Consider the following 26114-nt stretch of genomic DNA (forward strand, 5'->3'; position numbering starts at 1 on the left):
GTTTTTAATGAATTTAATTTTTTGCAGATTAGCCTCCCATAAGCTCATCGGTTTCTACAGTTGTACTGTCTGATGCGGTAGTGTCTTTTACTGCCGGTTTCCAGCAGTCTACTTTTATAGAAAGGTTTGCAGGGCGTTCAAAAGGTTTTTCAGATACCTTAAACACCATGCTGTCATCATCATATATCTTCCTCATATATATACCCCATATAGGTAGTGCCATAGTAGCACCCTGCCCATAAACAAGGCCTTTAAAGTGTGCAGAACGGTCTTCGTTACCCACCCATATACCGGTAGCCAGGTTAGGTACCATGCCTACAAACCAACCATCACTCTGGTTTTGGGTAGTACCCGTTTTACCTGCAATAGGGTTAACAATTTTATACGGATAGCCCGTCATACGGTTATAGCCCGTACCGCCGCCGCCGCCCCATTTAAGGCGCGCGCCACTTCCTGTTTCGGTAACACCTTCAAGCAGCTTTAATACCGCGTAGGCAATGTCCTTGCTCAGTACTTCGTGGGTTTCGGTTTGGCTTTGGTACAGCAGTACCCCGTTCTTATCTTCTATTTTAGTAATAACAGTAGGCTTTACATACATACCCTGGTTTGCAAAGGTGCTGTATGCCGCTACCATTTCGCTCACGGTAATTTCTACTGCACCCAGTGCGATTGCTGGTTGCTCCGGAATTTTGCTGCTAACACCCAGGCTCTTTGCCATGTCTACTACCGCCTTAGGTCCTACTTTATCTATAAGCTTAGCCGAAACCGTGTTGATAGAGTTTGCAAGTGCCTGCTTATACGTAACAGCCCCACGGAACTGCCCGTTAGAGTTTTGTGGATTCCAGTCGGCATCAATGCCATATTTGCCTTTAGGCATGCTGAAAGGCCCATCGATTACCGTATCGCAAGGCGAAAGCTTAAGCTGCTCAATAGCTGTAGCATAAACAAAAGGTTTAAAGGTAGAACCCACCTGACGTGCGCCTTGTGCTACGTGGTCGTACTGAAAGTATTTATAGTCTATACCGCCCACCCATGCTTTTACAAAACCGGTTTGAGGCTCCATGCTCATAACACCCGTTTGTAAAAAGTGTTTGTAATAACGAATAGAGTCCAGCGGAGTCATTATGGTATCGCGCTCACCTTTCCAGGTAAATACGTTCATATCGGTCTTAACGCTAAATGATTTTATGATGTCATCTTCGCTCTTGCCCTGGTCGCTCATTATTCTCCAGCGTTCGCTGTTGCGCATGGCGCGATTTAAGATCTTTGTAGTTTCTGCTTCAGAAATATTTACAAAAGGTGCATTCTTGTTGGTTTTCTGCTGAATCATAAACTCCTCCTGCAGGTTAGCAAGGTGATCGTGTACCGCTTCCTCTGCATACTGCTGCATCTTAGAGTCGATGGTAGTATATATCTTAAGGCCGTCGCGGTAAATGTCATATTCGCTGCCGTCTTCCTTTTTGTGGTCTTTAGTCCAGTCGGCCATAAAGCCGCGCAGGTATTCCCTAAAGTAAGTAGCAATACCTTCTTTGTGGCTTTCTGGCGAATAGTTTAATTTTATTTCCTGTGTTTCAAGTTTTACTTTTTCAGCCTCGGTAAGCTTACCGTTTTTAACCATCTGGCCCAGTACGGTGTTACGCCTTTCAAAAACCAGTTTTCTCCTGGTTTCCCTTTTACTGGCAGGGTTGTAAAGCGATGGGTTTTTTAGCATACCTACCAGTACGGCACTTTCTTCTACCTTAAGGTCTTTTGGCTCTTTGCCAAAGTAAGTTTTAGAAGCCGAACGGATACCTACAGCATTATGCGTAAAGTCTACCGTGTTAAGATACATGGCAATGATTTCTTCTTTAGTATACTGGCGTTCCAGTTTTGTAGCGATTATCCATTCTTTAACCTTTTGTACCACGGCAAGCAGCGGATTGTGCGAACGCTTGTGGAAAAGGTTTTTTGCAAGCTGCTGTGTAATGGTACTGGCACCACCACTGGTTCCCAAAGATGCGATAGCCCTTAGGGTGCCCTTTGCATCAATACCTGAGTGTTCGTAAAAACGTTCATCTTCGGTTGCTACAAGCGCATCGGTAAGGCTCTTAGGAAGATCAGAGTATTTAACGGGCGTACGGTTTTCAAGGTAAAATTTACCCAGCGTTTGTCCGTCGCTGCTTATAATTTCGGTAGCTACGTTATAATCAGGATTTTCAAGTTGCTCAAAGGTGGGCATTTTACCAAATACGCCCCATGAAGCCAACACGAAAAACAGGATAACGGCCAAAAAGCCATAACCAAATATCTTCCAGAATTTTTTTACATACGGGCGAAAATTTTCCGTGCCACTGTTATTATCGTTTACTGCCATACTGCTGTATTATTCTTTATTTTCTATGCGTAAGCCTATTTCGGTAATGCCATCCAGCTCCTGCACACCCGGCACTTTGCCAGACTGGCGCACGGCCTGCTGCACGCTGAATTTATAAGTACCCGCCTTAGGGAACCTTACATCTTCTTTATACCACAACTTACTTTCTTTAATATCGCTAAAGCCATCGCCCATTAGAGTACCATCAGGGTTTGCCATCTGGTACTCCAGAGTATCTGCCTTGGTAATGTTAGTGCCGGGCTGCTCCATTTGTACAATAACAAACAGGTTACTGTATGGGTAGCTGTTGTTAGTGCGTGTGGTAAGAAACAGGTTGTAGTGCGACATGGTATCTTTAGCCTCGTAGGTAAAAGACGCTATGCTGTCCTTATTCCAGGTGCCGTCAAACTCCTTATACTCGTCAAAAACCCTTTTCTTATCGCACGAAACCAGCAAAACTAATGCCGAAAGCGCTATAAGGCTATTTTTTATCACTGCCATTTTGATCGCCGGGTGGCCTTTTCTTATTACGGTTATGATTATTTCTTTTATGAGGATTACCGCCATTATTTGGCTTGCCCTCAGCATTGTTGTTTACATTAGGAGTTCCTTCTCCGGCAGGTTGCTGCGCGTTATCAGGGTTCTCTTGTCTTGGTTGCCTTTCCGGCCTTGGCTGGCGCTCCTGTCTTGGCTGCCTTTCGCCTTTTTCAGGCCTCTCTGTACGCTCGCCTCTTTCTTGTTTTGGTCTTGCTTCTCCGGCAGGTCGGGGCTCTCTCGGGCCTCGGTTGTCTGTACGTGGTTCACGTGGGCCACGGTTATCGGTTCTTGGTTCGCGAGGCTCACGATTTTCACGAGGTTCTCTTTGCGGCCTGTTTTCGCGTGGCTCCTGGCCTTCGCGCGGTTCGCGCTGTGGCCTGTTGTTACGCTGTTGTGGCTGCTGCTGGGTATTTTGCCCCTGCGGCCTTATAATCTGGCTGCCCTGTACAGGTGTAGCTGCTGCGTCTTTATTATCCTGCCCTTTGCCACGTCCCGGCTTTTTCTTCCTGCGTTTAGGAGCATCAAAACGGGTAAGGCTATCCTGGCCCACGGCATTCTGAAAGTTCTTTTCAGGTGCTTCATCTTCAACTTCTACTGCATAGTCTTCTAACGATCCTACGCGTTCTTTCTGCTTGTTAAGCGCTACTATTTCTTTAACCTGGTCGGCTTCCAGTATGTGCCAGTGTGCCATGTCATTAGTATAGGCAAACCACATAAGGCCTTTAAAAATATCTATCTTCTGGCAAAAAGCATCACCTTTTTCGGTATACAGTTTTGTGTCCATATCAGGCATGCCCTTAAGCGCATCCAGGTACGTATCTAATTCATAGTTAAGGCAGCATTTTAGCTTACCGCACTGACCTGCAAGTTTTTGCGGGTTTAGCGATAACTGCTGGTAGCGTGCCGCACTCGTGTTAACACTCCTGAAATCGGTTAGCCAGGTACTGCAGCACAGTTCGCGCCCGCAAGACCCTATACCTCCTAATCGTGATGCTTCCTGACGGAAACCCACCTGCTTCATCTCGATACGGATGCTGAATTCGCGTGCAAAATCCTTGATCAGCTGGCGAAAATCGACCCTGTCGTTAGCCGTGTAATAAAACGTAGCCTTAGAGCTGTCTCCCTGAAATTCGATATCAGATATCTTCATCTCCAGGTTAAGGCGTATGGCTATTTCACGCGCTATAACCTTCATAGGCTCTTCGCGGTTGCGCGCTTCACTCCAGATGTCTATATCTTTTTGCGAAGCTTTGCGGTATATCTTAAGCACATCCCCATCAGGGTTAGCACCTTTTTTCTTCATTTGTATCTTAACAAGTTCTCCTGTAAGGGTAACTATGCCTATGTCGTGGCCCGGCGAAGCTTCTGTAGCTACAATGTCGCCTATGCTTAGGGTAAGGTTTTCAGTATTGCGGTAAAATTCTTTACGCCCGTTTTTAAAGCGCACTTCTACACAGTTAAACGGGGCTTGCCCGCCCGGAAGGCTCATGTTGCTAAGCCAGTCAAAAACAGTAAGCTTGTTGCAGCTGTCGGTGCCGCAGGTGCCATTACTTTTACATCCTCTCGGGACTCCATCCTTGGATCCCGTAGAACAATTGGTACATGCCATATCAGAGTGTTATATATAGGTCGTGGCGTTGCCACTACGTGTCTTGGTTATTTTATAAAACGATTTTGTGGGTAAAGATAGTATTTTTTTGCAGAACGGGTACTAAAACAATTTTCAGAGGAACTGGCCCTGGTGTTGTATATCCAAGAAAAAACAGCTTAAAGGCAAACGGTGTAATTGCTAAAAATTTGCTAAAAAATAAATATGTGGCACTCTGTTTTAAAAATAAGGCACGTAATTTGGTTTAGTGTTGGTAAAGTGAGTTGTTTCTCACAGTAACCAAATTATGATAATTATGAAAACGCTAAAGAACTTTACAATATGCCTATTGCTTATAACGGCGGTACAGGCAAGTGCACAGGTATCAGTAAATGTAAATATAGGTGCTGCTCCCGCATGGGGCCCTGCTGGGTATACGGAGGCAAGGTATTACTACCTGCCGGATGTGGCTATGTATTATGATATAAACAGGTCTGAATATATTTACCTGAACAATGGTGGCTGGGTGCGCACTGCTACGGTGCCGGTAGCTTACCGCAACTATAACTTTTATAACGGATATAAAGTAGTATTGACTGACTATAGCGGAGGAACTCCGTACAGGTACTATAAAACACATTGTGTAAAATACCCAAGAGGATACCACCCGATAGCGCAAAGAACTATAGGTGTGCCACCGGGACACTACAGGAGCGCCCGCGTAGTACACAGGCCACACCACGACGTAGTAGTGATTAAGCATGCACACGATGGCCGCGGAAGGGGACATGGACACCACCACGATCATGGCCGTAAAAACGGACACGGCAGGCACTAAGCCCGCAACACAACTGTTCTATTTTTAAGATTAAAACCGGCTTGCAATGGCCGGTTTTATTTTTTACTGCTGTTAAGCAAGCCCTATGCGGAGTTTATTATCTGTAAATGCTTCTAAAGCCTGTTGATAATCGGTTTCATCCCAGTCGGTATCTTCATTAAGGGCTTCAAATTCTTTTGCCCAGCTTATAAATTCGGCAATATCTTCGCGAGAGTCGCCGCTAAAAAAGCCGCGCTGCCCTGCAATATAGGCTATATCCGCAAGGGTTTCCAGGAGTTTATTTCCCTCTACGGTTTCTGTTATGTAATCCATCATTTACAAATCTTTTTACTTGATTGACAGGCTGCAAGGTTGCAATTTTTTTGTTAAATAGATGGTTTTAAGGCCACAAATTATTAACTTTTTTTATGCGCGCATACTAAAATAAGGTGTTTCTTACATAACGTTTTTATAATCGGAAATTTGGACTGTAAAACTAAATTCTTTGTAATTTTCGGTTAACAATACCGGTTGAGATAATGTGTTTTGATATATTTTAAAACACACCTCTATATTTATCGGGGTTAGTTGTAAGGGTTGAGTTAATTTTATATTTTTGACCCATAAAATTTAAGGGTATAATGGAGAAAAAACTTGAAAAACGATGGATTGTCGCCTTTCTAATTACGGCAGGGATAGCCATAACAGGCCTTTTCTGGAAGCACGCCACCGTAAGTGGTCCGAATGCCGACTTTAATTCAACCGATACTATTGTAACCTCAGATGTTGCCTGGCTGCTTACCGCATCGTGCCTTGTGCTGCTCATGACGCCGGGACTTGCCTTTTTTTATGGTGGTATGGTGGGTAAAAAGAATGTGATTAGCACCATGCTAAAAAGTTTTATCTGTCTTGGTGTTATCAGCCTGCTGTGGGTAGCTGTAGGTTTTAGCCTTTCATTTGGGTCGCCTATAGGTATAGAGATAGGCGGCACTACTTATGGCATTGTGGGTAACCCTCTTGATTATGCCTTTTTTGATTATGTAGATGAACACCCAAGTTCTAAAATGGCATCTACCATTCCGTTTATACTTTTTGCACTCTTCCAGATGAAGTTTGCCGTAATAACTCCCGCCATTATTACGGGAGCACTGGCCGAGAGGATACGTTTTGTATCGTTCCTGCTGTTTATATGCCTGTTTTGTATTTTTATCTATGCGCCGTTGTGCCACATGGTTTGGCATCCTAACGGATTGCTGGGTGCTTACTTTGGTGTAAAAGATTTTGCCGGTGGTACGGTGGTACACATGAGTGCGGGGTTTGCGGCGGTAGCAGGTGTACTGTGCCTGGGCAAGCGCAAAAATCTTGAATACATACCTACTAACATACCTTTTGTACTTTTAGGCACCGGATTATTATGGTTCGGGTGGTTTGGTTTTAATGCCGGTTCTGCATTATCGGCTAACCATACAGCTGCCATGGCTTTTGCTACCACTACAATTGCATCGGCTTCGGCCATGCTTACATGGGTGTTTTTTGACAGATTGAATGGACGTAAGGTTAGCGCTATGGGTGCCTGTATAGGTGCTGTTGTTGGGCTTGTTGCCATAACACCGGCCGCAGGTTTTGTGTCGATACCTAAGAGTATATTTTTTGGGTTTATCGCGGCAATGGTAAGTAACTCACTTGCACACTGGAAAACCCTTAAGCAATATGACGATACCCTTGATGTATTTGCCTGCCACGGTGTGGGTGGTATTATGGGAATGATACTAACGGCTATTTTTGCCGAAGTACCGGGCGGAAGCCTTTTGTTTGGGGGATGGGATGTTTTTGGCCATCATATGATCGCACTGGTTCTGGTAGCTACCTTTTCATTCTTTGGGGCTATGCTGCTGTTTAAGGTAACTAACCTGTTTATCCCACTGCGTGTATCTGAAGAAGCTGAAGAGCAGGGTCTCGACATGAGCCAGCACGGCGAAACGTTTTAGAGTTTTTAGTTTTAGAATATAAATTGAACAAAAAGGGCCCCGCGCATTGCAGGAGCCCTTTTTGGTGTTAATCGGTTTTGTACGATTATACCGTTTCTTCTCTTATAAATTCGCCGTTACTTTTGTAGTAAGCCGCTACATCTTTACCATCTTTGGTAAGTACCAGTTTGTACTCAGATCCGTCGGTAGCGGCAAGAGCCTCAACCAATGCGTAATCCTGATATTTAGCTACAGCCTCTTTAAGTACAGCCGGTGCAATTTGGTTTTGTGTTACTTTGGCATAATCTTTATCCTGACCTGCGCTTGCTGTGGCAGTTGTGGTTGCGTTCATATCGGCAGCAGATGTTGTTGCCGGTACAGTAGTTGCCGCAGGTGCTGTTGTAGCAGCCGGTGCAGGTGTTGTTACCGTAGTAGACGTTGTTGAAGTTTGTGTTTTGTTATCGGTTTGTGCTATCGCGGTGCCGGCAAATGCAAGCATTAGAGCCGCGCTTAAAAATACTTTTTTCATAATCTATTGTGTTTTATTCATTTACGATTAGAGTAATTGAAAGAATTGTGCCGAAAACCATAAATGACTAAATAACAGATATTTGCATTTTTCTGCCGGTTTGAATTTACTGTGGTGTTCTACACTTTTTGTGGAAAATTCTACACATACACGACGTTTTTTTGTAGGTTTACTGCCATAACCAAGACACACATTTTATGAAATACCGTAATTTTAAAGGAGAAGCCATTGCCGAAGTAGGATTGGGTACATGGCAGCTGGGCAGCGCCGACTGGGGCGTGATCGACGAAGGCCATGCTTTTGAGATATTACAGGCCTATGTAGATGCCGGTGGTAACTTTATAGATACTGCTGATGTATATGGTATGGGAACCAGTGAGCGCATTATAGGCGCGTTTTTAAAACAAACCGATAAGCCATTATATGTAGCCACCAAGCTTGGCCGCAGGCACGATGCGCCAAACGGCTGGCCGCAAAACTTTACTTATGATGCCATTCGTCGTCATGTAGAAGATTCGCTTACGCACTTAGGCGTAGGCCAGTTGTTTTTAGAACAGCTGCACTGCATCCCTACTGAGGAGTTGCGCAAAGGCGATGTGTTTGACCACCTGCGCCGCCTGCAACAGGAGGGGCTTATAAAGCATTTTGGCGTAAGCGTAGAAACCGCCGAAGAAGCTCTAATTTGTCTGGAGCATAAAGATTTGGCTTCGCTACAAATTATATTCAACCTGTTTAGGCAGCACCTTGCTGATGCTTTTTTTGACAAAGCACAGCAACAGGGTACAGCACTAATAGCCCGTGTGCCGCTTGCCAGCGGATTATTGAGTGGGAAGTTTAATGCTGCAACGGTGTTTAATGAAAACGACCACCGCAATTATAATGCTAACGGCGATGCTTTTAATGTAGGTGAAACCTTTAGCGGTATCGAATTTAACGAGGGTGTGGCGTTAGCCGATGGCCTTAAAAATATATTGCCGGATGGCAATCTGGCACAATTAGCCATTAAATGGATACTGCAGCATCCTGCTATTACAACGGTAATACCGGGAGCCAGTAAAGTAACTCAGGTTGAAAGCAATGTTGGTGCAGCAGCCCTGGCAGATTTTGATTCGGCCACATTAGCCAATGTAAAAGCCTATTATAATGACAATATACTTTCTAAAATAAGGGGCGTATATTAGATATTAAAAGCCCTAAAAAAATTAACCCGCAGTTACTGCGGGTTATGGGGCTTAATAGCTATGATTTGGGGTACATAATTACGCTTGTAGTTCGCCCGAATTTTGGCGATAGTCTTCGGTAGTGGTATAAGAAAGCGCGTTTGGGATGCTTCCAAAAACCACATAAACCCTAAGAGGAGTGCCTTCGGGCAAACCTGGTAATACATCTTTTATAGCCTGTTTATTAGACAGTGCATTATGTATTGATTCTTTTTGCGATCCGGGAAGTGCAAGGTTTGCAGAAAAAGTAAATATGCCTAAAAGATCTTGATTTACAGGTCCTACAAATGTATAATCACCTTCGTTTAGGTATTGCTGAAACGCTTCTTCTGTTTTAAAAATATCTTCTGACATAATTCGATAACTTAAGGTGTTGGGTCAAAATTATCGCGTTTTATGTTTTTAATACATGGTTTTCGTTGATGTTGTTATTAAGCGGGTATGAATGGTAGTGAACTGTAGGCGAACGGGAAATCGAAATTTACTTTTAGCGCAGAATGCTAAAGTTTTATTAAGAGATATCCTCACAAAAATGTTTCTTGCTAATTTTAGAAAAGAAAACAAACGCACTAAAGGCAATTTAAATAACCAAAAAACGAAAAACCATGCACATTACTATCTTCAGAACACTGTACAAGCACGTAATCGATTATAATTTAATAGAGCGTATGCTTAAAAGAAACAACATTACCTTCGAAAAAACTACTGGTGAAACGGGAGCCCGCTATAAAATTATCTCTGAAACAGAGCAGGGGCTTGTTAACTTTAAAAAGAGGCTAAGAGAGGTATACCCGCAAATAGCATTAAGCGCTTAATTAGATCTTGATATCATATAAAAACCCAGCCTTTAAAGCTGGGTTTTGTTATTTATAGCTGTTATTCTGCCTTACTTAGGTTATCGGTAAGTTTTTTTATAGTAAAAGCATTGCCTTTAAAAGTAATGTGTGTGGTATCGGCTACATCTGGCTTATCGTGATCATGATAAGTAATGCCTTCTACAATTGTAAGGGTATTGGGTTTGCCAAGGCTGTCATTCGGAAAAATATGGCTAAAATGTTGAGATGCATAATGGTCACCTCCTGTAAAAGATGAATAATTGTTGATGTAGCGGAAACTTCCGTCTTCATTCATTACATAATAACGTGAAGTCTGCACATAATCGCAGGCCTCTGTGCCATAGTTTAAGCAGAAGACGAATTTATTACCATCAAGGTTATGGTAACCAAGCGATGTAATATATGGCTCGTCATTACCCTCGAATTTATCTTTAAAAACAACTTTGTTTGCTTTTAAAACTTCGAGATAACCGGGGTTTGACAAACTATATTTTTCCTCATCATAAGCGGTATAACCATAGCGAAAGGTAAAGCCTTCTAGCTTTTGTTCGCGGGGTGTTAACATAGAAGTGTTTGATTTACCATCTTTATCATCCGCTATTGTATCCTTTATTGCAGATGACTGAACTTCGGATGCAGGTGTTTGCTGTTTTGGTTCATTTCGGCAGGAAACAAGTAGGGATAGTAGTAATGCAGTCATAAAAATTTTATGAATAGTCATGAGATAATGATTTTTGGAAAATATAAGTTTTTCCCTTTGTACATAATTAGATTGCTTCGTTCCTCGCAATGACTACACCTTAAGTAAACGTTCTAATTTTAGAGTGTCATTGCGAGCGGAGGTACGGAGCGCGGCAATCTTTAAGGTCGTAAGTAAAAATACAAAAAAGCCACCGCAAAAAAATTACGATGGCTCTTATATAACTATTAAAACGGATACTTATTCTACCGTAACCGATTTTGCAAGGTTACGGGGTTGGTCTACGTTACAGCCGCGCATTACCGCAATGTGGTAGCTAAGCAATTGTAGCGGTATGGTAGTAACCAGCGGGCTAAGGGCGTCGCTTGTTTCAGGTATTTCGATAACGTGGTCTGCAAGGTTTTTAACCTGCGTATCACCTTTAGTAACCACAGCAATAATTTTACCGCTGCGTGCCTTTATCTCCTGTATGTTACTTACTATCTTATCATAATGCTCCTGTTTAGGCGCAATGATAACCACCGGCATTTTATTGTCTATAAGCGCTATAGGGCCGTGCTTCATTTCGGCAGCAGGGTAGCCCTCAGCGTGTATGTACGATATTTCTTTTAGTTTAAGCGCACCCTCTAACGCCACCGGGAAGTTAAAGCCCCTGCCCAGGTAAAGGCAGTTTGGCGCGTCTTTATAAATGCTGGCTATGGCCTGTACTTCAAGATTAGTTTGCAGTGCCTGCTCCACAAGCTGTGGTACAAGCTCCAGTTCCTGAAGATACTGGAAATAAACATCCCTGTTCATGGTGCCTTTAGCACGTGCTATGCGTAGCGCCATAAGGGTAAGGAGGGTTATCTGGGTGGTAAATGCCTTTGTAGAAGCCACACCAATTTCAGGGCCTGCATGGGTGTAAGCACCACTATGTGTTTCGCGCGAAATAGACGAACCTACCACATTACACACACCAAATACAAATGCACCGTGCTCTTTAGCCAGTTTAATGGCAGCAAGCGTATCGGCAGTTTCGCCGGATTGCGATATGGCAATAACCACATCGTCCGGACGGATAACCGGGTGCCTGTACCTGAATTCTGAAGCGTACTCTACCTCTACAGGTATGCGTGCAAATTCTTCAAAAATATATTCGGCTACAAGGCCTGCGTGCCATGAGGTACCACAAGCTATAATAAGAATACGGTTAGCGTTGATAAACTTTTGCAGGTTATCTTCTACACCACTTATTTTTACAATGCCCTGTTCTACCCTTAACCTTCCGCGAAAGGTGTCTTTAATGGCATTAGGTTGCTCATAAATTTCCTTAAGCATAAAGTGGTCAAAACCACCTTTTTCTATCTGCTCCAGGTTCATTTGCAGTTCCTGTATGTACGGGTCTACTAACGAGTCGTCTTTTATTTTGCGTATTACAAGCTCTTTGTCAAGGCTTACAATAGCCATCTCTTCGTCATCAAGATATACCGCGTTGCTCGTATATTCTATAAACGGAGAAGCATCAGACGAAATAAAGAATTCGTCTTCGCCCACACCAATGGCCAGTGGGCTGCCCAGGCGTGCCGCAATCATTTCATCCGGGTTTTGCTTGTCAAAAACAGCAATGGCATAAGCACCTACTACCTGGTTAAGCGCTATTTGTACCGCCTTGCCCAGTTTAATGTGCTCTTGTTTTTTTACCTCTTCAATAAGATTTACAAGTACCTCAGTATCTGTGTCGCTCTTAAAGGTATAGCCACGTTTTATAAGCTCTTTTTTAATAGGCTCATAATTTTCGATAATGCCATTGTGCACAATAACCAGGTTACCCGAGTTAGAAACATGTGGGTGGCTGTTAACATCATTAGGTACACCGTGTGTAGCCCAGCGTGTGTGCCCTATGCCTATAGTGGCATCTTTATCAAGTTCGGTATCGGCTTTAGCTTCAAGATCGCTAACCTTACCTTTTGTTTTACAAAGTTTTAGTTCGGCATTGTTGTACAGCACCACACCGGCGCTGTCATAACCGCGGTATTCCAGCCTTTTAAGGCCTTTTATAATAACCGGGTAGGCCTGCCTGTGGCCTATGTAACCTACTATTCCGCACATAATTAATTCCTCAAAGGTTTTGTATAAAAAATTTCAAGCTTTGCACGCTTGGTTTCCGGCACGGCAGGGTTAGTACCATACAGTACTACGCCAAACGGATGCGTAACCGATGCAGCCGGTATAAATTTAACGGGTACTGTTTTGCCCCCAACACTGTTTTCGCTAAAAGGTGTTTTTAGAGCAGCATTAGCTGTAACAGTTATATCGCGGGATACCACAAGGCCCAATTTAACATTAGTAGAGTCTTTACTAACTATATTGTTTATATGGTTAGTAATTCTTATGTTGTAATAATGCTGCCCGTCGCTGTCTTTAAGCAGGTGGCCACCATATATAAGCTTGTTAAATTTAGGTGTGGTGCTGCTGGTCTGATCCAGAGAATAATCATATACCGGGCGCTTATTATTTACATCATAAAGATATATTTTTAATGGCTTAGGAGCACTGCCCATAGTTGCTTCATCAACATAAACCTTAATGCGCGCTTCGTTAATAAGTATGCTGTCTGCCTTTAGCGTATTAACATCATCATCACTAAGAATATCTAATAAAGCGATACTGCCTTCACCACCTTTTAGATATAGTTTTTCATCACCTTCGGTAGTGTTACTGTTGCTAATTGCTGTAAAGTAAGCAGTGGAAGTATTGTTAGGCTCGTTTTTAAGCACGTTCACGTGGTTACCCTTAAGGTTTAAGGTAAGTAAAAGGCTTTGTCGTTTTGTAACAGGTACGCCATCAATTGTGTCCTTATCCGGTTTACTGTTTTTATATACATCCTGGGTATATTTTACTTTAATATAACCATCAGTAAACTTAGGAGAACCTATAACATTTCTGCTGCCTTCCTGCTGTGCTGTAAAAGATATACCCCTGAAATATTCTGCAAGTGCATTATTGTTCATAAGCGTGCCCGATGGTGCATTTACAAAATTGCGTACAAAAAAGTCTTTATTCAGGTACATAAAAAGACCGGGAGCAAGGCGCTCTGCAGTTATGGTACTTGTCTTATTGTCGGCATCGGTATAGCTTACAGTGCGCAATATTTCTGTGTTGCTAAAAGTTACAGGCTTAGAAGGCTCTCCTCCCTCAAGAAGGCTTTCGCCCTGGTTATCTAATATAGCACTCTGGTCGCTGTAGTAGTACTGGCTGGTACTACCGCCAGAGCTGGCATCTGTAGTTCTTAAATAAAAATTGTTTTTTCTTAGCTGCAGGCGGTAAGGCGCAAGGGTATCGCCATAAATACTGTCTAAAGAATAGGTGTTAACCGTTTCATTACTTACAGTACTCGTATTTTCCAGTTTGCTGTAATACGGCACATATATCCACGCCGAGTCTATAACTACATTACCTGTAAAAGTAGGAACTGTGGCCATTTGTACCTGTGTTACATAACTTGCTGTTGTTTTTCCAAAAACAGGATGGTCATAAGAGCCCAGCAGGTTTACGTCCATACCGCTGGTTTGTACGGCACCCGTAGGCCTGTCATAAGCTACGAGTTTACCATTTAAGCGGTGTGAAGTATTGTGTATATCTCCACCCACAATATCGCTGCCCAGCTGCCCGTATTCATCATCGCAGGAAACCGCAAAAATTACAGCCACCATGGCAAAGAGAAATACTTTTACAAAAGAGAACTTATTCATACAATTTTTTAAAGGTTTACTATAAAACCTGATTTTTATAGAAATTAGTATATGCCGATGCAAAATTATCTTTATCTACATACGGCAGGAAGGGTTTTCCAGATGCTTCTACATAAGCTTTAAGGCTGTCAGAAACATTTGGCGAAGCTATAATACTCGCATCACTGTGTGCAATGGCGGCTTTCATAACGTTTTCAAAGTCAGGTGTTTCAAGCATGCTTACCGCTGCTTCAGGAACCTGGTCAAACAATACTTTTTTAAGCATATCCTTATCCAGCGTGTCATCAAAAGACTGGCTGTAAACAGATGTAACTATTTTAGTATCGGCAAAGAGTGCCTCATCTTTATAATAGTGTTTCATATATACCGGCAGCATACTGGCCATCCAGCCGTGCACGTGTATAATATCAGGCACCCAGTTTAGTTTTTTAACGGTTTCTACCACACCTTTTGCAAAAAATATGGCGCGTTCGTCGTTATCAGGGTACAATGTACCGTCTTCATCACTAAAGGTAGCCTTACGTTTAAAGTACTCGTCGTTATCAATGAAATACACCTGTATGCGCTCTTTAGGTATAGAGGCAACTTTAATAATAAGCGGCATATCCATGTCGTTTACCACAAGGTTCATTCCGCTAAGGCGAATAACCTCATGCAGTTGGTGCCTGCGCTCATTAATATTACCGTACCTGGGCATAAATATACGTATTTGCCCGCCCTGGTCGTTTATCATTTTCGGCACATCATACGACATCAGCGATACTTCATTCTCGGCCAAATAGGGCACTACTTCCGATGATACATACAATATCCTCTTATCCTCCATCTTCAGATTTTATATTTTGTTCGGGTATAAAAAACCATGCAAAATTAAACATTTTTGCTCAGTTTCTAACTATATATTAATTTTGCTCCCTCATTAATAGCACACACATGCTCATTTTCAGTAAAAAAGCGGCGCTACAAGCCCATTTAGACACATATATTAAAGCAGGTAAAGGCATAGGTTTTGTACCTACAATGGGTGCACTGCACAGCGGCCACCTCTCGCTAATGCAGCAATCGCTGGAGCAAAATGGCGTTACGGTAGTAAGTATTTTTGTAAACCCTACGCAGTTTAACAACCCTGATGACCTGAAAAAATATCCGCGTACGCTGGAAGCCGATGCAGAGAAAATTTCGGGACTAAATAAAGATATCATCATTTTTGCGCCGGAGGTAGACGAAATGTATGACGGTAACACAGTAAGCAGCCACTATGATTTTGACGGACTCGAAAACCAGATGGAGGGTGCTCATCGCCCGGGCCATTTTGACGGCGTAGGTACAATTGTAAAGAAACTCTTCGAAATAGTACGCCCCACAAATGCTTACTTTGGTGAGAAAGATTTTCAGCAGTTGCAAATAGTAAAAAAGCTGGTAGAGAAAAACCACATGGGCATAAATGTTGTGGGCTGCCCCATAACCCGCGAAGATAACGGGCTGGCAATGAGCTCGCGCAATGCACGCCTTAGTGATGCCGAACGCAACGAAGCTGCTCTTATATATAAAATATTGCAAGGTGCACGCAAACGCTTTGATTTTGAAAGTATTGCTGAAGTTAAAAGCTTTGTAGAAAGTGCTTTTGAGGCACATCCTGCTTTTAAGCCAGAGTATTTTGAGATAGCTGCCGAAGATACCCTGGAGCCTGCAACCTTAAAGGAAAACAGGAAATACCGGGCTTTTATTGCGATTTTTTTAGGTAACGTTAGGTTAATAGATAATATTTCATTAAATTAATTACCTTTGCGCCATGCAAATTCAAGTTGTAAAATCCAAGTTACACCGTGTTACGGTTACTGGAGCCGATTTAAACTATATAGGCAGCATTACTATTGACGAAGCGTTGATGGAAGCTGCTAATATTATTGAAGGAGAAAAAGTTTCTATTGTAAACATCAATAATGGTGAACGCCTTGAAACTTATGCGATTAAAGGAAACAGAAACAGCGGAGACATTACACTAAACGGCCCTGCGGCACGCAAGGTGCAGCGTGGCGACATTATTATCATTATATCATATGGTATACTTGATTTTGAAGAAGCCAAGTTGTTTAAGCCAACCATTGTTTTCCCTAACGAAAAAGACAACTCGCTTACATGAGCCTGAAAAAGAAGGTAATTAAAGTATTAAGTATCATACTCCCGCTTGCTGTGGGAGTTTTTTTAATTTTATACACTTACAATAAGCTATCGCCACAGGAGCGTGTAGATGTAGAAGGCAGTTTTAAGACGGCTAATTATTTTTATATCTACATTTCGCTTTTCCTTGGTTTTTCCGGATTCTGGGCCAGGGCTTACCGCTGGAAGTATACGCTGGGCCATATGGGCTATACGGCACCATTTCCGGTAAAGTTTGCGGCAGTTTGCATTACCTATCTTATGAATATGCTCATACCCCGCAGTGGCGAGGTAAGCCGTGCACTGGTGCTTAAGCGCTATGCCGATGTGCCTTTTGATAAAGGCCTGGGTACCATAATATCTGAAAGGGTGGTAGACCTTATACTGCTGCTGGTGTGTATGGGTGCTACCATACTAATGAAGTTTGATGAGCTGCGCGACTACCTTGTAAAAACGGTACCGTACCAAAAATTAATAATCTACGGTGCTGCTGCTTTTGTGCTTTTTATGATTACTGTATTGTATTATAGATATGGTAGTGCAAAATGGCTTAAAAAACTTAAGGGTAAAATATCAGGTATTGTAGAAGGTGCGCTGAGCGTATTTAAAATGCCGAATAAATGGCCGTTTTTACTACTGTCTTTATATATCTGGTTTACTTACATAGCCATATTTTATATCAGTATTTTTGCATTGCCACAAACCGCAGGGCTTAGCTTTGGTACAGTAGTAACTGCGTTTGTAGTGGGCAGTATTGCCATTACGTTTACTAATGGTGGTGTAGGCTTCTTTCCGGTAGCTGTGGCAAACATCCTTACTTTATATGATGTGCCTTATACTTATGGTACGGCCTTCGGGTGGATAGTGTGGGCATCTCAGGTGGCAACAATCATTTTTCTCGGCGTTTTTTCTTTTTTAATACTTCCTTTGTTATACGGCAAAAAATAAATTACTATCTTGCTCTGCATTTTATCCCCTTAAAACTGTAAAGCTATGAAGTACACTACATTACTGTTGTTTTTTGTCTTTGTTCTTCCGGCAAGGGCCCAAGTTAAAACTGAGGAGGTATTTAGCCAGAAGCTAAATGCCAACCGTACTATCAGGGTAATAACCCCACCATCTTACAACCAGGATAAAAACAAAAAATACCCATTACTCTTATTGCTTGACGGAGAGTATATGCTTGAACCTTTTGCAGGTACACTTGCCTATGCTTACTACTGGGATGAACTTCCTGAAACGGTAATTGTAGCCGTTAATACTAATGATGGCGACCAGCGTGAGGCTGATATGCTTATTAATGATGCTACAGGCCTTCCCGAAGGTACGGGCGATAAGTTTTTCCAGTTTATTGGAGATGAGCTTATACCGGCGCTTAATAAAAAGTACCGCCTTTCGCCTTTTCGCATTATAGCGGGGCATGACCTTACTGCCCGTATGGCTGATTTTTACCTCTATAAAGAGAATACACCTTTTAGGGGATACATAAATTTTAGCCCTGAGATAGCAGAAGAAATGGAAACCCGCCTGCCCGAAATGGCCGATAAGCTTGCTAATCCCGTATTTTTTTACCTGTGTAGTGCAGATGGCGATGTGCCACGCCTTAAGAAGCGTATAAAAGAGCTTGACGAAAAACTGAAGGTTATTAAAAACCCTAACTTTAGATATGCTTATGATGAGTATACTAACGGGTCGCATTATTCATTAATACCCTTTGGGGTGCCAGGTGCATTGTATGGTATTTTTACCTCATACCGCCCAATATCGCCTATTGAGTATCAGGAAAAAATTGTTACCCTGCCAAACGGTTATGTAGATTATCTTAAGAACAAATACAATATTATAGAAAAAGACCTTGGTACTGAGATGACCATTCGCCTTACCGACTTTAAAGCCATTGAGGCTGCCATCATGAAAAATACCATGTATGCCGAGTTGAAAGACCTTGCTGCACTTGCCAAGAAAAACTATCCTAAAAAGATTATAGGAGAATACTACGAAGCGTTGTATTATGAAATGATGGGCGATTATAAAAAGGCCAAAAAAGTATACATGAACTCCTATTCTATGGATGCCGTGGGTGAGTATACTAAAGACTTTATGATAGCAAGGGCTGATAAATTGTAATTTTTGGTTGATTGTAATTTGCTGATCAGACCAGCCTGCTTATTTCTTCATGTGCTGTTTTAATAAATTCATTATTTCCTTCAGGCCATTAACTGTACCGGAAAAATAATCGTTTTTCTGAAATTCAGGAATAAAGGCGTCGTCAATTATCTTTTTGGTATCCGCATCGCTCAATACGGTTATAATACCCTTTCCGTTCTGTATCCGTATGCGGTGATAGCCCGATGAAATGCCAATGAGTATTCCGTTATCCTTACCTTTTTTCCCCACGCCCCACTGGTTTGCAATATGCAGGGTAAGTTCTTCAAAACGTTCTTTTGGTGTATTGGCAGGGCTAATGGTTACCACTGCAATTTCTACAGATGTTTCTATCTCAAAATGGCGTAGCAAATCGTTAATCTCTTCTTTTTGTGCATCAGTAAAAAGATGTTCAAAATCATTTATATAGCCAGATGCTTTTGGCAGTTTATCCCAAAGCGATTCGGTGGTTTGGGCATATGCCGCTGTAATGCCTAAGAAGAGTACTAAAAATAAAACCAGCTTTTTCATATAATGTTTTTGCAAAGATACTTTAGTTGCCGGTTAGTTATTACGCCTTGCATTTACAACAAGCCGAAACCTAACCGACATTTAACGAAGCAAAACTGCTACCGGACTAAAACCCGACATAGAGCCTTCTTGTTCATACTATCTTTGTATCAACAAAACAGGTTAGCCCCCTGAATATTGTAAAGAGAAGTAATATTTTTTCATAGTTGGTTTTGATTGGAATTATAAAATGCCCCTCGGAATAGTGAGTTTTCCCAGGGGCATTTTTATGTTCTGTCATTTTCTTTAAGAAGCTAACGCTTTGGTTTAGTAATGTCTGATGGGGTTATTTCGTTTTTTGGTTTGGGCTTAATAGCCGAATTATGTGTAGTGTCCTGCGCGGCAGAATCTACCACATTAGGCTCGCCCTCACGGTTAGGCTGCTCTGTGCCGGTTATGGTGGGTGCAGGAGTAACGCCTGCGGCACTGCTTTCTGCCGGGTTATCAGGCACGCCGTTTTCTCCGTGTCCTGTTTGCCTGCAAGACCACAGGGCTAATGATGCTAATAGTATTAAAGCTGATTTTTTCATAACATTCAGGTTTTAAACTTAAAGTTACCGCGGTCTGTTTTTGAATGCTATTATTTTATGGTTTTTTTAGGATGCTATGCTTTCCAAAGCTCTTCATTTTGCCAATCAGGCTTCATGCCTAAGGCGTCAGGATCTACATTAGGGTATTTCTTAAAAAGTTCTGAAAGCCGCTCTGTAAAATGATTGCATGGTTGAACAATGTTGAGCATATATTTCATGATGCATAAGTGAATGTACAATTTTTGAAACTCATGCTGTTTTGGGATATCTTCAATCCATGCATATGGTGGTTTAGACAAAATTTTAGGCGTGCCCGGAAGATTTTTATTCCACAGCCGGGCATGGTGAGCACATAAATTTCTTATTTGTGATATTGATTGTAGCCAACTGGGTAGATAAGTATGATTCACTGCACCTAACTCACGAGCAATAATGTCCTTGGATTTTGTGCTGTGTTTTAAATTTCCGTATAATTTTGATAATGCACCAAAACTTTGCTCTAAAGATTTCCATGCCGGGGGAAACCTCAGGTCATCTTTATGCTTTTTTAGATGGTTTTTTATCGTAATCTCTTTTGTTCTTTCTAACTCTTCCTCAAGATTAGCAAGTGTTTTTACTAATGCTTTACTGTCTTCAAAAAGCGTAAAATTTTGAAACCACCATGGGTCAAACTCATGTGATAAATGATATATAAGTTTGGTGCGAAGACTAATCTCTATTTTCTCTATCACATCAAATAGTAAAATCCTCGCGGTCAAAATTGTACAATGCCATTACGTCGGGAAAACGGCTGTTAGGCTTAAAGACATGAGTTTCTTTATCAGACTGCATTGAGTGCCAATATTCGCCTAGTCGATAATAACTTATATACGATAAAAAATGTGCTGCGTTATCATTATCATTAATTATTAATCCGCGTGCTCTGAGTAAATCTATTTGTTGGTCAAGTGTTTTGGCTGGTTTTTCAAACATCTTTAAAATAATAAGTCCCGCTAAAATACTAAATTGTATTATTACCGGGACTTAATAAAAGCAAAAGACACACCCTGGTACGCTGTTTATTTAAAATATCATCGCGCGGTGTGTACTGTTGTTGCACAGATATAAACATATTTGTTTATATACAACTCTCCTGAGGTAATAACCACACCACCAAATTACCGGATTGTCGAATTGCGGCATTTCCCTAAAAACACCTATCTTTGAAACTACTTACCTAAACATTTAAATGGCCAAAGTAAAAACCGCTTTTTATTGCCAGAACTGTGGCACCCAATACTCTAAATGGCAGGGGCAGTGTACCGCCTGCCGCGAATGGAATACCATAGTTGAAGAACTCATAGTTAAAGAAGATAAACCGGGCTGGAAAGCCTCATCCGGCGATACTAAAAAAGCGCCAAAGCCACTGCGCATTACAGAGATAGACAGTGCCAGCGAGCATCGCCTTGATACGCTTGATGGCGAACTAAACCGTGTGCTGGGTGGTGGCCTCGTGCCGGGATCGCTTACACTACTGGGTGGTGAGCCGGGTATAGGCAAGAGTACACTGCTATTGCAGATATCGCTTAAACTGCCTTACCGCACGCTGTATGTAAGTGGTGAAGAAAGCCAAAAGCAGATAAAAATGCGTGCAGAACGCATTACGGCTACAGCCGATAATTGCTTTATACTTACCGAAACAAAAACACAAAATATATTTAAGCAGATAGAAGCGATAGACCCTGAGGTGGTTATTATTGACTCTATACAAACGCTGCATTCAGATTATATAGAATCATCCGCCGGAAGTATTTCGCAGATACGCGAAACAACTGCCGAGCTTATAAAATTTGCTAAAGAAAGCAATGTGCCGGTACTGCTTATAGGCCATATTACAAAAGACGGATCTATTGCCGGGCCAAAAATACTGGAGCATATGGTAGACACCGTGTTACAGTTTGAGGGCGACCGCAACCACGTGTACCGCATATTACGGGCATTAAAAAACCGTTTTGGCTCTACGGCAGAACTGGGTATATATGAAATGCTGGGCAGCGGCCTGCGCGAAGTGGCTAACCCTAGCGAAATATTAATTTCGCATAAAGAAGAAGACATGAGCGGTACAGCCATAGCCACAACTATGGAGGGTATGCGCCCGCTAATGGTAGAAATACAGGCACTGGTTAGCACAGCAGTTTATGGTACGCCACAGCGCAGTACCACGGGCTACAATGCAAAAAGGCTTAATATGGTGCTTGCCGTTTTAGAAAAGCGTGCGGGTTTTCGCCTTGGGGCTAAAGACGTGTTTCTTAATATTACAGGTGGTATAAACGTAGACGACCCTGCTATAGACCTTGCCGTGGTAGCTGCTATTCTATCTTCTAATGAAGATATTCCGGTAGATAAAGGCTACTGCTTTGCAGGCGAAATAGGCCTTAGCGGAGAGGTGCGCCCGGTAAACCGTGTAGAACAACGCATACTGGAAGCAGAGAAATTAGGTTTTTCTGCTATTTTTGTATCAAAGTACAACAAGATATCGTTAAAGAATACTCTAATAGATATAAAACTGGTGGCGCGTATTGAAGATGTAGCCGGCCACCTTTTTGGATAAATAAATGCGAAAGATCAACTATAAAAAAATTGCCAAATGGCTGGCTGTAACCCTGGGTATCCTGTTGGTGCTGGGCAGTATCCTGTTTTTTGCATTCCGCAATATGGCTCTGGAACAGGTAATTGCCAAAGTACAGCTAAAGGTGGCCGAACGTAACGCATCCTTTACGGTAAAAAATGCTTCGTTTGAAGGCATAAGCGGTATAAAGATGGAAGGCGTAACCTTAGTGCCTAGTGGTGCAGATACCCTTGTAAGCGTTAAAGAAATAAACACCAGTGTAAACCTTACCCGCCTGCTTATTGGCAACGTACAGCTGGGTACGCTACACATGGCAGATGGCTACATTCAGCTGACAAAAAAAGACAGCCTGGGGTGGAACTTCCGTAACCTTTTAAAATCTAAAAAAGAAGATAACGACGAGCCAGATACCGAATCTAATTATGCAGATCGTGCCTATAACCTGATGAATAAGGTACTTAACCTGGTGCCGGTAGACATGGAACTGCATAACCTGGAATTGCGTGTAAATGATGTAGGGCGCAAGCTTAACCTGAAGCTTACCGATACCCGCCTTGCCGACCGCAAACTGGAGAGTACCATTCGCGTTACCGAAGATACCATAGCCCAGACCTGGAAAGTAAGCGGCATGGCCGACCCACGTGCGCACCAGTGCGACCTCAAATTTTTTAATGCCGATACCGGGCGTATTGTAGTGCCTTACATTGCAAAACGCTATAATATAAAAAGTGGTTTTGATGCCATTAACCTTAAGGTGGAAAACATGGATATGTCTGGCGGCGAGTTGCACGTAGACGGTTATGCATCCATCAAAAACTTTATGGTTAATAACCACCGCATAGCCAGTAAAGATGTGGTTATAGACAATGCCCGTTTTGATTATCACGTGCTTTTTGGCGGAGAATATATAGAGCTTGACAGTACCAGCACTGTGCAGCTAAACAAATTAAAGCTGCGCCCCTTTGCACGTTACAGTGTAGAAGAAGATACTATTTACCAGTTTAAGGCTAACATACCAAAGATGCCCGCGCAGGATTTCATTACCTCGCTGCCACGCGGTTTGTTCAGCAATTTTGAGGGTATGGAAGCCGAAGGCAACTTTGGCTACAGGCTCGACTTTTTGTATAACAAGAACAAGCCCAATGCCCTGGTCTTTGACAGCAGCCTGACTAAAGACGGCCTTAAGATACTTAAATATGGCGAGGCAGATCTTGCCAAACTAAATGGTGGTTTTACCTATCGGGCGGTAGATAATGGGCGCGAGCAACGCGCCGTGGTAGTGGGGCCTTCTAACCCTAACTATACACCTATAGGCGATATTTCGCCCTACCTGCGCAGCGCGGTACTTACCAGCGAAGACCCTTCATTCTTCCGTCACCGTGGGTTTATTACCGAGGCGTTCCGCCAGAGTATCATCAAGAATATAAAGACCAAAAAGTTTAGCCGTGGCGGCAGTACCATAAGTATGCAGCTGGTTAAAAATGTTTTCCTTACCCGCGAGAAAACCCTTTCGCGCAAGCTGGAAGAGATACTTTTGGTATACATACTCGAAAACCAGCACATAGCCGGTAAAGAGCGTATGCTTGAGGTGTATTTTAATATCATTGAGTGGGGGCCTGATGTTTACGGTATTGGCGAAGCCAGCCGTTATTATTTTGACAAGGCACCATCGCAGCTTACGCTCGATGAGTGTGTGTACCTGGCGAGTATCATACCAAGCCCTAAGCATTTTATGTGGAAGTTTGACGGTACAGGCAACCTGAAAGGCTATGCACTTAAGCACGACAATTATATCAAAGATATTATGCTGCGCCGTGGCCTTATATCATCTGAAGATACCATAGCCCAAAACGGACATATTAATGTAATAGGACGTGCCCGTGGGCGTTTGCCGCTTAACCGCGAAAACCTGTTTGCAAACGATTCGCTTAACGTAGATGAATTCTTTGAGAATTTAGGGAAACTGGCGTATTAGTTTTATCGTTGTTGGTTGTCAGTTGTTAGGAACTTCACTCAAATGTTCATCTCCTGATTAGATTTCTGCTATAGTGTAACCACTGATTGAAAACATTATATTTGCAACGCGGTTTAGGCTTTAAGCACAGAGTATTTTTTACACAAAGACGTAAAGCTGCAATGCTACTATGTGTAAAAATCTTTGCGACTTTGCGACTTTGCGAGAGATTGAAATATATTTCTAGATAGTGTCTTGAAAAGCCTACCCCGAACAATTTTACATAAAAAAAGAAAAATGGAATTCGCAAAAGTCATATTAAACAAAGGAAAAGAGAAATCAGTACAGCGCAAGCACCCGTGGATATTTAGCGGAGCCGTATATGGCGTAAGCGAAGAACTACAGGACGGGCAAATGGTAGACGTTACCGATTTTAACGGGGGGCATCTGGCTACCGGTTTTTACAGCGATAAAGGCAGTATAACGGTGCGTGTGCTTACCTTTGGTAATGAGGTTTTTGACGAAAACTTTTGGGTTACACGTTTTAAAGCGGCCTGGGATTTGCGCATGAAGCTTTTCTCGATGGAAGATACTAATGCTTTTCGTTTGATACATGGTGAGGGCGACGGTATACCGGGGCTTATCATTGACTATTATGACCAGAATTTTGTAATACAGGCGCACAGTTCTGGCATCTATATTAAGATGCAGGAAATTGCAAATGCCATTAAGGCTACGTTTCCTGAATATTGCAAAACTATATATTGTAAGAGTTCGCAAACGCTGCCAAAAACAGGAACGGACTATCACCTGTATGGCGATGCAAATGAAGCCGTTGCGAAAGAAAATAACATACAGTTTCACGTTAACTGGGTTGAGGGGCAAAAAACAGGCTTCTTCTTAGACCAGCGCGAAAACCGCAATTTGCTTAAGCGTTATTCTGCCGGTAAAAAAGTACTGAATACGTTTTGCTATACGGGTGGTTTCTCTATATACGCCATGAGCGCCGGTGCGGAGCTGGTTACATCTGTAGATATATCTGAGAAGGCGGTTAAACTTGCCGATGAGAATATGCAGCTTAACTTCCCCGGTAGTAACCACCAGGCAGAAGCCGCAGATGTTTTCGACTTTTTAAAAGCCAATAAAAACCTGTATGATGTTATTGTACTCGATCCTCCTGCTTTTGCAAAAAATATAAAAAGCAAACATACCGCCACACAGGCTTACAAACGCCTTAATATAGCCGGACTTAAAACCATTACTAAAGGTGGTTTTCTGTTTACATTTTCGTGCTCGCAGGTTATTGATGATGTATTGTTTTACAATACCGTATCGGCGGCTGCCATAGAATCGGGCAGAAAAGTAAGGGTGCTGCACAAACTAACACAGGGGCCAGACCACCCGGTAAATATGTTTCACCCGGAGGGCTCGTACCTTAAAGGATTAGTGCTGTACGTAGAGGAATAAGTCTGTTTGCAGTCAGGTTTGTCATTCTGAGCGAGGCGATAGCGCAGTGAAGAATCTCTAATGATTTTAAAGTGTGAGATGCTTCCTATCGCCTGCCTGCCGGCAGAGGCAGGTCAGCATGACAAACGGCGCGTTATATGATTTTGAACAAAGCGATGGCGTAGTGAAGAATCTCGCGTTGCTGTATGTGAGATTCCTCCTTTCGTCTGCCTGCAGAGGCAGGTCAGCATGACAAACCCATACGTTATGTCATTCTGAACGAAGCAATAGCGTAGTGAAGAATCTCTATTAATTTTTTAAAGCGTGAGATGCTTCCTATCGTCAGCATGACAAATATATACTATGTCATTCTGAACGTAGCGACAGCGCAGTGAAGAATCTCGAACTATATGTGAGGCTTAT

The 26114-nt window shown here is 42.4% G+C and carries 23 protein-coding genes and 1 pseudogene; 11 read left to right on the forward strand and 13 right to left on the reverse strand.

What is annotated here, in order from left to right; genetic code table 11:
* Positions 1–28: 28 nt before the first annotated feature.
* Genes DYH63_RS18780 through DYH63_RS18790 form a run of 3 tightly spaced genes read right to left on the reverse strand, consistent with a single transcriptional unit; the run spans position 29 to position 4499 of the window.
* Positions 29–2353: a penicillin-binding protein 1A gene (locus DYH63_RS18780; protein ID WP_116790258.1), complete on the reverse strand. Its 2325-nt coding sequence runs from the start codon at positions 2351–2353 to the stop codon at positions 29–31.
* 9 nt (positions 2354–2362) lie between these two features.
* Entirely contained in the window at positions 2363–2854 is a 492-nt protein-coding gene (locus tag DYH63_RS18785; protein WP_116790259.1) for a gliding motility lipoprotein GldH, read from the reverse strand.
* On the reverse strand, positions 2835–4499 hold the full coding sequence (locus DYH63_RS18790) for a regulatory iron-sulfur-containing complex subunit RicT (RefSeq protein ID WP_116790260.1): 1665 nt from the start codon (positions 4497–4499) through the stop codon (positions 2835–2837). Before DYH63_RS18790 ends, DYH63_RS18785 begins: the two co-directional genes overlap by 20 nt.
* Before the next feature lie 295 nt (positions 4500–4794).
* Here DYH63_RS18790 and DYH63_RS18800 point away from each other — a divergent pair, with 295 nt between their 5' ends.
* Positions 4795–5316, forward strand: coding sequence for a hypothetical protein (locus DYH63_RS18800; RefSeq protein ID WP_116790262.1), 522 nt, complete (start codon positions 4795–4797; stop codon positions 5314–5316).
* A gap of 72 nt (positions 5317–5388) precedes the next feature.
* On the opposite strand, the gene DYH63_RS18805 is transcribed toward DYH63_RS18800, so the two are convergent.
* Entirely contained in the window at positions 5389–5631 is a 243-nt protein-coding gene (locus tag DYH63_RS18805; protein WP_162927095.1) for a hypothetical protein, read from the reverse strand.
* Between the two features lie 305 nt (positions 5632–5936).
* Between DYH63_RS18805 and DYH63_RS18810 the strand changes: the two genes are divergently transcribed.
* Positions 5937–7283: an ammonium transporter gene (locus DYH63_RS18810; RefSeq protein ID WP_116790264.1), complete on the forward strand. Its 1347-nt coding sequence runs from the start codon at positions 5937–5939 to the stop codon at positions 7281–7283.
* Positions 7284–7368: 85 nt separating this feature from the next.
* Here the strand turns inward: DYH63_RS18810 and DYH63_RS18815 are convergent, their stop codons facing one another.
* Positions 7369–7791, reverse strand: a complete 423-nt coding sequence (locus tag DYH63_RS18815) for a hypothetical protein (protein WP_116790265.1) — start codon at positions 7789–7791, stop codon at positions 7369–7371.
* 197 nt (positions 7792–7988) lie between these two features.
* On the opposite strand from DYH63_RS18815, the gene DYH63_RS18820 reads away from it, so the two are divergent.
* Positions 7989–8972 (forward strand): aldo/keto reductase, encoded by a 984-nt coding sequence (locus DYH63_RS18820; protein ID WP_116790266.1) that lies wholly within the window; start codon positions 7989–7991, stop codon positions 8970–8972.
* Positions 8973–9050: 78 nt separating this feature from the next.
* On the opposite strand, the gene DYH63_RS18825 is transcribed toward DYH63_RS18820, so the two are convergent.
* Positions 9051–9365, reverse strand: coding sequence for a hypothetical protein (locus tag DYH63_RS18825; RefSeq protein ID WP_116790267.1), 315 nt, complete (start codon positions 9363–9365; stop codon positions 9051–9053).
* Between the two features lie 251 nt (positions 9366–9616).
* On the opposite strand from DYH63_RS18825, the gene DYH63_RS18830 reads away from it, so the two are divergent.
* Positions 9617–9826, forward strand: a complete 210-nt coding sequence (locus DYH63_RS18830) for a hypothetical protein (RefSeq protein WP_116790268.1) — start codon at positions 9617–9619, stop codon at positions 9824–9826.
* Positions 9827–9887: 61 nt separating this feature from the next.
* On the opposite strand, the gene DYH63_RS18835 is transcribed toward DYH63_RS18830, so the two are convergent.
* From DYH63_RS18835 to DYH63_RS18850, 4 genes are all read right to left on the reverse strand, one after another.
* On the reverse strand, positions 9888–10547 hold the full coding sequence (locus DYH63_RS18835; protein ID WP_162927096.1) for a hypothetical protein: 660 nt from the start codon (positions 10545–10547) through the stop codon (positions 9888–9890).
* 240 nt (positions 10548–10787) lie between these two features.
* Complete coding sequence (gene glmS / locus DYH63_RS18840) at positions 10788–12635, reverse strand: glutamine--fructose-6-phosphate transaminase (isomerizing) (RefSeq protein ID WP_116790270.1); 1848 nt, start codon at positions 12633–12635, stop codon at positions 10788–10790.
* Positions 12636–12637: 2 nt separating this feature from the next.
* Positions 12638–14278, reverse strand: a complete 1641-nt coding sequence (gene bamH, locus DYH63_RS18845; RefSeq protein WP_116790271.1) for a BamH family beta-barrel-assembly machinery protein — start codon at positions 14276–14278, stop codon at positions 12638–12640.
* Between the two features lie 19 nt (positions 14279–14297).
* Positions 14298–15104 (reverse strand): glycogen/starch synthase, encoded by an 807-nt coding sequence (locus tag DYH63_RS18850; RefSeq protein ID WP_116790272.1) that lies wholly within the window; start codon positions 15102–15104, stop codon positions 14298–14300.
* A gap of 107 nt (positions 15105–15211) precedes the next feature.
* Here DYH63_RS18850 and panC point away from each other — a divergent pair, with 107 nt between their 5' ends.
* From panC to DYH63_RS18870, 4 genes are read left to right on the forward strand one after another with little or no spacing between them, the layout of a single operon-like run.
* Positions 15212–16057, forward strand: coding sequence for a pantoate--beta-alanine ligase (panC, locus tag DYH63_RS18855; protein WP_116790273.1), 846 nt, complete (start codon positions 15212–15214; stop codon positions 16055–16057).
* A gap of 13 nt (positions 16058–16070) precedes the next feature.
* Entirely contained in the window at positions 16071–16421 is a 351-nt protein-coding gene (gene panD / locus DYH63_RS18860) for an aspartate 1-decarboxylase (RefSeq protein WP_116790274.1), read from the forward strand.
* Positions 16418–17386, forward strand: a complete 969-nt coding sequence (locus tag DYH63_RS18865) for a lysylphosphatidylglycerol synthase transmembrane domain-containing protein (protein ID WP_240409036.1) — start codon at positions 16418–16420, stop codon at positions 17384–17386. Before panD ends, DYH63_RS18865 begins: the two co-directional genes overlap by 4 nt.
* 45 nt (positions 17387–17431) lie before the next feature.
* Positions 17432–18565 (forward strand): alpha/beta hydrolase, encoded by a 1134-nt coding sequence (locus tag DYH63_RS18870; RefSeq protein ID WP_116790275.1) that lies wholly within the window; start codon positions 17432–17434, stop codon positions 18563–18565.
* 39 nt (positions 18566–18604) lie between these two features.
* Here DYH63_RS18870 and DYH63_RS18875 read toward each other — a convergent pair whose 3' ends face one another.
* The 3 genes and pseudogenes from DYH63_RS18875 to DYH63_RS18885 form a co-directional block, all read right to left on the reverse strand.
* Positions 18605–19114, reverse strand: a complete 510-nt coding sequence (locus tag DYH63_RS18875; protein WP_116790276.1) for a TPM domain-containing protein — start codon at positions 19112–19114, stop codon at positions 18605–18607.
* Between the two features lie 293 nt (positions 19115–19407).
* A complete protein-coding gene (locus DYH63_RS18880; protein ID WP_116790277.1) occupies positions 19408–19683 on the reverse strand; it encodes a hypothetical protein in 276 nt (91 codons plus the stop codon).
* Between the two features lie 74 nt (positions 19684–19757).
* A pseudogene (locus DYH63_RS18885) lies at positions 19758–20655 on the reverse strand (Abi family protein).
* Between the two features lie 256 nt (positions 20656–20911).
* Here DYH63_RS18885 and radA point away from each other — a divergent pair.
* The 3 genes from radA (at position 20912) to DYH63_RS18900 (ending at position 25712) form a co-directional block, all read left to right on the forward strand.
* Positions 20912–22273 (forward strand): DNA repair protein RadA, encoded by a 1362-nt coding sequence (radA, locus tag DYH63_RS18890; protein WP_116790278.1) that lies wholly within the window; start codon positions 20912–20914, stop codon positions 22271–22273.
* Positions 22274–22277: 4 nt separating this feature from the next.
* Positions 22278–24266, forward strand: a complete 1989-nt coding sequence (locus DYH63_RS18895; protein WP_116790279.1) for a transglycosylase domain-containing protein — start codon at positions 22278–22280, stop codon at positions 24264–24266.
* Between the two features lie 276 nt (positions 24267–24542).
* Positions 24543–25712, forward strand: coding sequence for a class I SAM-dependent rRNA methyltransferase (locus tag DYH63_RS18900; protein WP_116790280.1), 1170 nt, complete (start codon positions 24543–24545; stop codon positions 25710–25712).
* Positions 25713–26114 lie beyond the last annotated feature (402 nt).

It is taken from the genome of Flavobacterium psychrotrophum (assembly GCF_003403075.1).
GTDB classification, from domain to species: Bacteria; Bacteroidota; Bacteroidia; order Flavobacteriales; family Flavobacteriaceae; genus Flavobacterium; species Flavobacterium psychrotrophum.

What these genes read in the sequence shown, in the direction of transcription:
- DYH63_RS18870 (WP_116790275.1), top strand. Translation starts at nt 17,432, where the DNA reads ATGAAGTACACTACATTACTGTTGTTTTTTGTCTTTGTTCTTCCGGCA.
- DYH63_RS18790 (WP_116790260.1), bottom strand. Translation starts at nt 4,499, where the DNA reads ATGGCATGTACCAATTGTTCTACGGGATCCAAGGATGGAGTCCCGAGA.
- DYH63_RS18820 (WP_116790266.1), top strand. Translation starts at nt 7,989, where the DNA reads ATGAAATACCGTAATTTTAAAGGAGAAGCCATTGCCGAAGTAGGATTG.
- DYH63_RS18780 (WP_116790258.1), bottom strand. Translation starts at nt 2,353, where the DNA reads ATGGCAGTAAACGATAATAACAGTGGCACGGAAAATTTTCGCCCGTAT.
- radA (WP_116790278.1), top strand. Translation starts at nt 20,912, where the DNA reads ATGGCCAAAGTAAAAACCGCTTTTTATTGCCAGAACTGTGGCACCCAA.
- DYH63_RS18895 (WP_116790279.1), top strand. Translation starts at nt 22,278, where the DNA reads ATGCGAAAGATCAACTATAAAAAAATTGCCAAATGGCTGGCTGTAACC.
- glmS (WP_116790270.1), bottom strand. Translation starts at nt 12,635, where the DNA reads ATGTGCGGAATAGTAGGTTACATAGGCCACAGGCAGGCCTACCCGGTT.
- DYH63_RS18830 (WP_116790268.1), top strand. Translation starts at nt 9,617, where the DNA reads ATGCACATTACTATCTTCAGAACACTGTACAAGCACGTAATCGATTAT.
- DYH63_RS18810 (WP_116790264.1), top strand. Translation starts at nt 5,937, where the DNA reads ATGGAGAAAAAACTTGAAAAACGATGGATTGTCGCCTTTCTAATTACG.
- DYH63_RS18815 (WP_116790265.1), bottom strand. Translation starts at nt 7,791, where the DNA reads ATGAAAAAAGTATTTTTAAGCGCGGCTCTAATGCTTGCATTTGCCGGC.
- DYH63_RS18800 (WP_116790262.1), top strand. Translation starts at nt 4,795, where the DNA reads ATGAAAACGCTAAAGAACTTTACAATATGCCTATTGCTTATAACGGCG.
- DYH63_RS18805 (WP_162927095.1), bottom strand. Translation starts at nt 5,631, where the DNA reads ATGATGGATTACATAACAGAAACCGTAGAGGGAAATAAACTCCTGGAA.
- DYH63_RS18880 (WP_116790277.1), bottom strand. Translation starts at nt 19,683, where the DNA reads ATGAAAAAATCAGCTTTAATACTATTAGCATCATTAGCCCTGTGGTCT.
- DYH63_RS18900 (WP_116790280.1), top strand. Translation starts at nt 24,543, where the DNA reads ATGGAATTCGCAAAAGTCATATTAAACAAAGGAAAAGAGAAATCAGTA.
- DYH63_RS18785 (WP_116790259.1), bottom strand. Translation starts at nt 2,854, where the DNA reads ATGGCAGTGATAAAAAATAGCCTTATAGCGCTTTCGGCATTAGTTTTG.
- DYH63_RS18875 (WP_116790276.1), bottom strand. Translation starts at nt 19,114, where the DNA reads ATGAAAAAGCTGGTTTTATTTTTAGTACTCTTCTTAGGCATTACAGCG.
- DYH63_RS18835 (WP_162927096.1), bottom strand. Translation starts at nt 10,547, where the DNA reads ATGACTGCATTACTACTATCCCTACTTGTTTCCTGCCGAAATGAACCA.
- bamH (WP_116790271.1), bottom strand. Translation starts at nt 14,278, where the DNA reads ATGAATAAGTTCTCTTTTGTAAAAGTATTTCTCTTTGCCATGGTGGCT.
- panC (WP_116790273.1), top strand. Translation starts at nt 15,212, where the DNA reads ATGCTCATTTTCAGTAAAAAAGCGGCGCTACAAGCCCATTTAGACACA.
- DYH63_RS18850 (WP_116790272.1), bottom strand. Translation starts at nt 15,104, where the DNA reads ATGGAGGATAAGAGGATATTGTATGTATCATCGGAAGTAGTGCCCTAT.
- DYH63_RS18825 (WP_116790267.1), bottom strand. Translation starts at nt 9,365, where the DNA reads ATGTCAGAAGATATTTTTAAAACAGAAGAAGCGTTTCAGCAATACCTA.
- panD (WP_116790274.1), top strand. Translation starts at nt 16,071, where the DNA reads ATGCAAATTCAAGTTGTAAAATCCAAGTTACACCGTGTTACGGTTACT.
- DYH63_RS18865 (WP_240409036.1), top strand. Translation starts at nt 16,418, where the DNA reads ATGAGCCTGAAAAAGAAGGTAATTAAAGTATTAAGTATCATACTCCCG.